Below are 9190 nucleotides of genomic sequence, written 5' to 3'. Positions count from 1 at the left end.
AAATTTGCTGAAAGTATTGATGGTGATAATTTTACCATTTGTTAAGTCTCCTTTGTTTTAATTCTTCAAATAACTGAATATAATTTTTGTAGCGTGACTTAGAAATTTTTCCCTCTTCCAAATCTTCCTTGACCCTACAAGATGGTTCATTTATGTGGTTACAATCCTTAAATTTACAAGCCCTATCCCTTAATTCCACAAAGGTATTTTTAAGGTCATTTTCATCTTCTAAAAAATCTAGGTCGAAGGAATCAAAGCCAGGTGTATCAAAAATGAAAGTATCTTCACCAAGTTTAAAGATTTCTGTATGGCGGGTGGTATTCTTCCCCCTCTTTGACTTTTGGCTTATATCACCAATTTCTATTTCTTCATCAATTAAGTTCGATAAGAAAGTGGACTTACCAACACCGGATGCTCCCGATACCGCAGAAGTCTTTCCCTCTAAGATTCTTTGAATTTTTTCTTTTGGAAAATCCTTGTAATTATCAACCAATATTACTTCATAACCAATATTCCTATAAATATTTGCTAAATTTTCGATTTTTTCTCCAGGCGCTAAATCAATTTTTGTAAGCATTATAGTCACAGAGATATTCAAATATTCGCACATGGCTAGATATTTATCTAGATTATAAAGATTAAGTGGTGGATCATTTATAGTCACAAAAACCAAGAGCTGGTCAATGTTTGCTATATTTGGTCTTTTAATTTCGTTTTTTCTAGGAAGGAGCTTTGTTATATAGGCCTTGGAATCTTCTAGGGGTTCTATTTCTACATTGTCTCCAACTAAGGGTTTTTTGTCCTTGACTCTAAAATTCCCCCTGGCTTTAGCCATATAGAGTTTATCTTTAGTATCTACATAATATAATTCTTTTTGACTTTTTATTATTTTCCCAATCATTAATTAACTTGATATACTCCATAAGATTCATCATCAACTAAAACTTCCACACTAGTTCCGGACATAGCCATAAATTTAAGAACCAAGATACCTTGTGAATTTAGTTCATTTGATGTGTGATAGTCGTTATACATTAGGTCTCCTCTGTTGCCATTACTATCAACCTTATAGATTTTTACATTAAAGTTTTCCTTATCAGTAGCAACATTAAGCCTAATCTCAACTTCCCTATTAGGACTCTTTGGCTTTGACTTTTCCTCTTCTCCAAGACTTATTACAAAGTCAATTGCTGAATTTTCTGCCACTTCTGTCTCAGCTCCAATAGACTGGCTCATTACTTGTCCTTTTTGAACGTTAGAAGAATATTGGTAATCAACATTTCTAACCCTTAGGTGGTTATTTCTAGCTGTCGCTATTGCATCTTGCTCACTCATTCCAACATAGTTTCCAACCTTTATTATCTCTGTGGTATCTTCCTTGCCTGCCGAAATGACAAGATTTACCTCAGAACCAGATTGGACAGAAGAGCCAGATACAGGTTCTTGCCTAATCACCAAATCTTTTTCAACAGTATTTGAATAATCAGTAGAAGTTGTTCCTATTTTAAGTCCTAAGTCCTTTAATGTTTCCTCAGCTTGACTGAGGTTCATATTTTTAAGTTCGGGAACTGTTACTTCCCTACCAGAAGAAATTACCAGATTGACAATCGTACCCTTTTTGGCCCTGGTGGAAGCTTCTGGATCCTGACTCATAACCTTACCTTTTTCATATTCATCGCTTTCAGCATTTCTTGATATATTTGCTCTAAAACCTCTTTTTTCTAGCTGGTCAACAGCCTGTTCTTCAGTAAGATTTACAACTGTTGGTACTTCAATTTCATCGCTTGACATTCTAGAATTGAAATAATATACAACCCCAACTAAGATAAAGGCGAGAAGAGCTAAAGGCCAAATTTTTATAGAATTTTTCTTTTTCTTTTTCTTAGACTTTTCTTCACCGGTTGAGACATAAACAGCTTCTCTATCTTCTTCGATAGGCTCTTGGTAGGCTTCTTTTTTGGGAACAACTATAGGAATTCTTGCAGTATCTTCAAAAGAATCCTCACCCTTAACTAGAGATTCATCATCAAGAGCCTCAATTAGCTCGCTTGCATTTTGGAATCTCTCAGTTGGGTCTTTCTTTAACAGCTTCATAATTATGTAATTTAAGTGCTTAGAAAGATTTGGATTTATTTCTCTAGGTGGAATTGGGTCATCTTGTATATGCATAACAGCTATACCAACAGAATTATCTGCATCAAAAGGTACCCTACCTGTTGCCATTTCATACATGACAGCACCTAAAGAATAAAGGTCAGATTTCAAATCTACAATCTTACCTTTCGCCTGCTCTGGAGAAATGTAATGAACTGTTCCTAAAATTGAGCTGGTATAAGTGATAGTAGCATTGGATGAGACCCTTGCTATACCAAAATCTGTAACCTTGCATAGACCATATTTGTCTATCAAAATATTCTGTGGCTTAATATCCCTATGGACTATTCCTGAATCATGGGCAGATTTAAGTGCCTGGGCGATTTGTGTCGAATAATCAATTATATCGTGATTTTCAAGGACCTTTTCTCGGTTAATCAAATCTTTAAGGGTTTCCCCTTCCACATATTCCATAACTATATATTGAATAAGTTTGCCATTTAGCATATCTTTTCCAATATCATAAACATTTACAATATTTATATGGGAAAGCCTAGCTGCTGATTGAGCTTCATTATTAAATTTCTTTAAAAATTCATCATCTTCAGCGTACTGGTCTTTTAAAATTTTAATTGCAACATACCTACCAAGAAGATTGTCCTTAGCCTTATAGACCTTGGCCATTCCACCCACGCCTATTTCTTTTATAATCTCATATCTACCGTCTAAAATTATTTTATCCATAATACCCTCTTATAGTAAAATAGTTGTAACTGTAATATTATCCCTACCACCATGATTTACGGCTTCTTCAATAAGTCTTGATGAAATTTGGTAAGGATCCCCACTATTTTTTACTATTTCTGCTATCTTTTCGTCTGTCAATTCGTTTGTAAGTCCATCTGTAACCATTAAGATAATATCCCCCTCTTGCATTGGAAGAGATTTGCTGTCCGGTATAATCTTTTCTTCTGTTCCAACAGCCCTAGTTATGGCGGACTTGTTTATAAAGTTTTCTGCCTCATCTTTCGTAAGCGAGCCACTATCTAAAAGGTCATTTACCAAAGAATGGTCTCTTGTAAGTTGAGTTAGGCTCTTATCCCTATAAACATAAGCCCTTGAATCTCCTAAATGGCTTAGGTGATAGAGATTGTTTTTGTAATCAAGACATAGGCAAACAACAGTTGTACCCATTTTTATATTTCCATCTTCTAGAGATAGGTTATAGATTTCCTTGTTAGCATAAAAAATTGCATCTTCCAAAAGCCTTGTATAAGAATCATAGGTTGATAAATCTGCTTCTTTTATGTATTTTATAAAGAGTTTCGCGGCGAGTTTACTAGCAAGTTCTCCCTTGCTGTGTCCTCCCATGCCGTCTGCTACTATAAAAAAATCCAAGCCAGCAAGACTAGCATTAGAGAATGAATCCTCGTTTTCATTTCTAACCTTGCCAATATTTGTTATTGTACTAAATTTCATGCTTACCTCGCATAATTATTTCTTAATTGTCCACATGATGCATCTATATCTGATCCCATAGACCTTCGAATTGTAGCGTTTAAACCCCTTCTGGTAAGTTTTTCTTTAAAATCCTCAAGAACCCTAGCCGCCGGTTTTTTATGGTCAAATTCCTCAATTGGATTTAGAGGAATTAAATTTATATGAATATTTTTGCCAAAAAGTAGGTCATGCAGTCTTTCTACATCTTCATTTAAGTTATTCACACCATCGATAACAACATATTCAAATGAAACCCTACGTCCAGTTTTATCAAAATAATAATCAGTAGCCTCTATTAAGTCTGCAATATTATATCTTTTTGCAACAGGCATATAAACCGCTCTTTTTTTATCATCTGCATAATGAAGACTTAGGGCGAGATTTACATCAAGGTTTGTATCCGCAAGGTCTTTAATCCTATGAGCAAGTCCAGATGTAGACAAAGTTATGGACCTATGCGATAAGTTTCTGCCCTTAGGATCTGTGATAATTTCTATAAATTTTTTGATATTTACAAAATTATCCAAGGGCTCACCAATTCCCATGATAACAATATTAGAAATTGGTCCGTTTAGCCTTTCTAGTAGATAAACTTCCTCGATTAATTCTGATGCTGTCATGTTCCTAACTAGACCATTTTTTGTTGATGCACAAAATGTACATCCCATCCTACAGCCTACTTGACTTGAAATACATATAGTAGACCTATCTTTATAATCCATATAAACAGCTTCTACTATATTTTTATCGGATAATTCCAAAAGATATTTCTTGGTAGAATCAATCTTTGATTCAAAAGTCTTTAAAACTTCTATTTTATCAAAGTCAAAATCATCCTTTAGTTCTTCTCGCATCTTAATAGGCAAATCAGTCATCTTATCAAAGTCATTTATCCTATTGACATGAATTGACCTAAAAACTTGCTTGGCTCTGAACTTTTGATAGGATTTCTCCTTAAATAAATCTTCAATTTCTTCTATTGTCTTATCATTTATCCTAATCATTTATTTTCCTAAATTTACTGATGAAAAATCCATCAGTCATTGCTTCAAAGCTCTTGTATTCTATAAAATCCTGACCCTCAATTGGAACTAATTCTAGGTTTTCTTTTTCTAATAGGTAGTTGAAATTATCCCTATTTTCAAGTGGGCCAAGGGTACATGTTGAATAAACTAGGTAACCGTCCTTTTTGATATACTTTATAGCATTTTCTAGAATCTTTCTTTGAAGACCAGCTAGTCTTACAATCGTTTCCTTAGTTCTATTATATCGTATTTCTGGTTTTCTTCCTACTACTCCCAGTCCGGAACAAGGAGCATCTACCAAACAATAGTCAAATTTATTTTCAAAATCGTCCACAAAGATTGAAGCATCGTAGTTCGTTAGGCTTATATTTTCAAGACCTAATCTTTGAATATTTTCTAAAATCAGCTTATTTTTCGATTTTGATATATCATTTGCAATAATTTTGCCCGTGTTTTTTGTGTATTCAGCAAGATAAGTTGTTTTTGTTCCTGGTGCTGCACAAAGGTCTAAGATTTTGCTATTGTCTTTTGGATTTAGGACCTCTATTGCCTTCATTGATGCTTCTTGTTGGATGGTAAAAAGCCCATCTTTAAAATGCTTACTCCTCGCAAGACCTCCAGGATTTTTTACTATAAAACTATATTGAGAAATTTTACCCGCTTCTATTTCAAAGCCATCTTTTATGAGTAATTCTTCTAGGTTTTTCTTACTTGTCTTTAGATTATTTACCCTAATAGATAAATCTTTAACCCTTGTAGCATCTCGCAAATAAGCCTTGGTATAATCCATACCGTAAAAATCATAGATATACCTGGTAATTTCCTCCGGGAATGAATACCTGATTGAAAGGCTCTTTATGTCATCTTTTTCGTAAATTGTTGATATTTCCTTTTCATCCCTGATAAAAGCTCTTAAAATCGCATTTACAAAACCGGTTGACCTCTTGTTTTTAGCCTTGGTAAGATCAACAAGTTTATCAACTGTAGCATAGTCCTTGGTTTCTAAAAAATGTATATTATATATTCCAATTTCAAGAATTAAAAGAACATTTTTGTGAATTTTTTTAAGCCTAATGTCAGATAATTTCCTAATCATGTAGTCAATATAGATTTTATTTTCTAATACTCCGTAGACTGTTTTTGTAATTAAAGGAAGATTATCAGACCTTCCTGCATAGGCATTTATCATATCTGATGACTTTTCGTCCTCAAAGATAACGGCTTTTAGGATAGAAAATATTATCTCAAAATCACTCATTTTCTAAAACAAATCCTACTTCTATATCATTTCCTAAGAGGAAGGAAGCTGTGTCCATAGCCTTTTTGCCAGGAAATTGAATCTTTTCTATCCTTATTGACCCATCTCCTGTTCCTATAACTAACTTATCCTTTTTGTTAGCTGAAAGAATTTCGCCAGGTCTTCCTTTCTTATCGCCAAGGCTTGCCTTATGAACCTTAACATTTTCTCCCTTGTAGTCAAAATATGCTACAGGATAAGAAACTAAGGCTCTTATTTGATCTAAAATTTCTCTGCTGGATTTTTCCCAATCTATCCTGCCCATTTCCTTGTCAATCTTTGTACAATAAGTTGCCTTATCATCATCTTGGTCTTGTCTATTTTTATATACTTGGTCAAAATTTAAAATAGCATCTCTAATGGCTTCTGCACCAATTTTGCCAAGCTTATCTTCTAGGGCAAAATAATCATCACTTGGGTCAATATCCATTTCCCTTTGGATAAGTATATCTCCAGAGTCCATGCCCTTTTCAATCAACATAGCAGTTGCAGCTGTCTTTTTATCTCCATTTAGGAGGGTAAACTGCATTGGACTTGCTCCCCTGTAAAGTGGAAGGAGAGATGGGTGGAGGTTTATTATCCTATCCTTAAAATTATCCAGAAGAACGGCTTTAATGAGTTGACCAAAGGCAACCACAACTATGTAGTCAATTTTTAGGTCTTTTAACATATTGACAAAGTCTTCTGTATTAACGGTATCTGGTGTTTCTACCCTTATTCCATTATCTTCTGCATATTTTTTGACAGGGGTGGGACTAAACTTATTTCTAGACCTTTTCTTGTCTTTGCCTGACACAACAAGCTTTAAATCTATATTTTCATCCTTATAAAGAATATCCAAAGTCTGCAAAGCAAACTTTGGATTACCCATAAAACATATATTAATCATTGATTTCTACCATTTCTTCCGGTTTATATTCTTCTATATACTTATCCTTAAACAAGATACCATCAAGATGGTCTATTTCGTGACAAAGAATTACCGCTGGAAAACCATGAGCGTCCCAGATTTTTTCTTCGCCATTTTCGTCTAAATATTTGACCTTTACATGCTCTGGTCTTTTTACAGTCGCATTAAATTCAGGTATGGAAAGACAACCTTCCACCCCTATTTGTTCTCCGTCTTTTTCAATTATTTCTGGATTTACGAGCTTAACTAGACCTGTTTGTTCATCTCTAGGATCTACAACTATAACTCTTCTAAGATTACCAACTTGTGGGGCAGCAAGACCAACTCCATCAGCGGCATACATAGTCTCTGCCATATCATCTAGTAGAATCCTAATCCTATCTGTGACCTGATCTACTGGTCTTGAAATTTTTCTTAAAATCGGATCTCCATCTATTCTTATATTTCGAATTGCCATACTTCCTCCTTTGGAAAAAATCCCTAGAATTTTTCTGCAATTTTATATTTCTTATCCTTTATATTTTACTGGTTTTAAGCCCTTAATCAATTTTAATCAAAGACTATGGAATAAAGTTTTGAGATTCCTTCATCATCTATGGTTACACCATGGATTTTTTCTGCAAGCTGCATTGTTGTTTGCCTATGGGTGATCATGATAAATTGGGTATTCATAGATAAACTCTTTAGATAGTCTATATATCTTTTGATATTTGACTCATCAAGAGCCGCATCTATCTCGTCCAAAATTGAAAATGGAGCTGGATTTTGCTCAAAGATTGCAAATAAGAGAGCCACAGCTGTAAGAGCTTTTTCCCCACCTGATAAAAGTGAGATAGATTTTAAGGACTTGCTTGGTGGTTTTGCCTCAATTTCAACACCCGCTGTTAGGAAATCATCGCTATCAAGGATTAGCCTTGCATCTCCTCCCATGAAAAGTATTTTGAAAATCTTGGTGAAGTTTTCATTTATGATTGCAAAGTTTTTAGAAAATTCTTCCTTCATTTCTTTTTCAAGCCTTACTATCATTTTTTCTATATCAATCTTTGAATTTTTTAGGTCAGCAACCTGATCATTGATAAAATCAACTTCCTTTTCAATATTAGCAAAATCTTCTAAGGCAGTTGGTGTGAAAAATCCTACTTCATTAATCTTTTTTTGGATATCAATAAGTTCTGTCTTTGTTGGATTTATTTTCTCATCATCCTTAAATTTTTCTGTTAGGTCATCAAGGCTCATTGTTATATAAGGACTAATTTCATCTTCGAGATTTTTGTAATTCTCATTTGCAGAATCAAGTTTATAGGAAAGTTTCACCCTTTCTAAGTCAAAATTTTTTAAATCATCTTCAAGCTTTTGGTTTTCCTCTATTAGTTTAATATTTTCTCCTTCTCTTTGCTTTAGGATTGCTTGTAAAGCTGATATGCTCTCCCTTAGATGGTCAGATTCTTCTTTATATAAATTAATAGACTTATTGAGAGATTCTTCCTTTTCTTTTGAAATTTGTAAGTCTTTTTCAAGATTTGCAAATAACTTTTCTTGAATTACTTTGTTAGATTTTATATCTTCAATGCTATTTTTGAGATTTATTATTGAATTTTCCAAAAGGCTCTTATCTCTCTTGTTTATTTCTAGCTTATTTGTTAGAGTAATTATCTCTTCTTTTATTAAATCTAATTCCTTAGATTTTTCCTCTAAAATTCTATTTTGATCTTCAAGGCTTTCTTTAAGACTTCCTTCTTCTGCCATTAGACTTGCTATATCAAGGTTACTTTTATTTTCTTCATAGCCAATCTCATTACTAGCTAAGTCTGTTTTATGCTGGCTTAGGGATTCTATCTTTAATTTTAATCTTTCAATGTTACTTGTAAGATCCTTTTTCTCTTGGTCTTTCTTTCCATAAGCATCTCTAAGGCTTAGGAGCTTATTTTTTCTATCTTCTAAGTCAAGGTTAAGTTGCGAAATTGCTTCTTCATAGGATTTTTGTTTACTACTTAGGTTCTTGATTGAATTTTCTAAATCAGTTAATTTTTTCTTTCTATTAAGAAGACTGGTAGAAGAACGTTTGTTTTTATTTGTTCCTGCAACCATAGAGCCCCAAGTATTAATAATATCCAAGTTTAGACTTATTATCCTATAGCCTTTTATTTTTTTTGAAAGCGAAATTGCTGAGTCTATGTCTTTAACAACAACAGTAGAGCCCAAAAAGTGACCAATTATACCAGTAAGCTTTGAATCATATCCTACAAGCTCATATGCCATAGCTATAACTTCAGGCTCATTTGTTTTTTCTTTTAAAAATGAATTTATTGAATCAATAGTCAAAAAGGTAAGCCTAAAAAGCTTTTCCCTATTTACAAAATTTAT

General features: G+C 33.5%; 7 protein-coding genes and 1 pseudogene. All 8 read right to left on the bottom strand.

Translation table 11 applies throughout. The annotated features are described in order from the left end of the window. Positions 1-31 precede the first annotated feature (31 nt). Positions 32-901, bottom strand: a complete 870-nt coding sequence (gene rsgA, locus RQ893_RS06700; protein ID WP_311482277.1) for a ribosome small subunit-dependent GTPase A — start codon at positions 899-901, stop codon at positions 32-34. Next, entirely contained in the window at positions 901-2838 is a 1938-nt protein-coding gene (gene pknB / locus RQ893_RS06695) for a Stk1 family PASTA domain-containing Ser/Thr kinase (RefSeq protein WP_311482276.1), read from the bottom strand. The genes rsgA and pknB overlap by 1 nt, the downstream gene beginning before the upstream one ends. 9 nt (positions 2839-2847) lie before the next feature. Further along, complete coding sequence (locus tag RQ893_RS06690; protein ID WP_311482275.1) at positions 2848-3573, bottom strand: Stp1/IreP family PP2C-type Ser/Thr phosphatase; 726 nt, start codon at positions 3571-3573, stop codon at positions 2848-2850. A gap of 2 nt (positions 3574-3575) precedes the next feature. Beyond that, positions 3576-4598, bottom strand: coding sequence for a 23S rRNA (adenine(2503)-C(2))-methyltransferase RlmN (gene rlmN / locus RQ893_RS06685; protein WP_311482274.1), 1023 nt, complete (start codon positions 4596-4598; stop codon positions 3576-3578). Continuing rightward, positions 4591-5877, bottom strand: a complete 1287-nt coding sequence (rsmB, locus tag RQ893_RS06680; protein ID WP_311482273.1) for a 16S rRNA (cytosine(967)-C(5))-methyltransferase RsmB — start codon at positions 5875-5877, stop codon at positions 4591-4593. Before rsmB ends, rlmN begins: the two co-directional genes overlap by 8 nt. Continuing rightward, positions 5870-6805, bottom strand: coding sequence for a methionyl-tRNA formyltransferase (gene fmt / locus RQ893_RS06675; RefSeq protein ID WP_311482272.1), 936 nt, complete (start codon positions 6803-6805; stop codon positions 5870-5872). Before fmt ends, rsmB begins: the two co-directional genes overlap by 8 nt. Beyond that, positions 6798-7283: a peptide deformylase gene (gene def, locus RQ893_RS06670; RefSeq protein ID WP_311482271.1), complete on the bottom strand. Its 486-nt coding sequence runs from the start codon at positions 7281-7283 to the stop codon at positions 6798-6800. Before def ends, fmt begins: the two co-directional genes overlap by 8 nt. A 92-nt stretch (positions 7284-7375) precedes the next feature. After that, positions 7376-9190, bottom strand: a pseudogene (locus RQ893_RS06665) (chromosome segregation protein SMC); the annotation flags it as partial.

Origin of the sequence: uncultured Anaerococcus sp. (assembly GCF_963510915.1) — a bacterium.
In the GTDB taxonomy this organism is placed as follows: domain Bacteria; phylum Bacillota; class Clostridia; order Tissierellales; family Peptoniphilaceae; genus Anaerococcus.
Note: the sequence above shows the minus strand (reverse complement) of the source record. Positions and strands in the feature narration are given on the sequence as shown.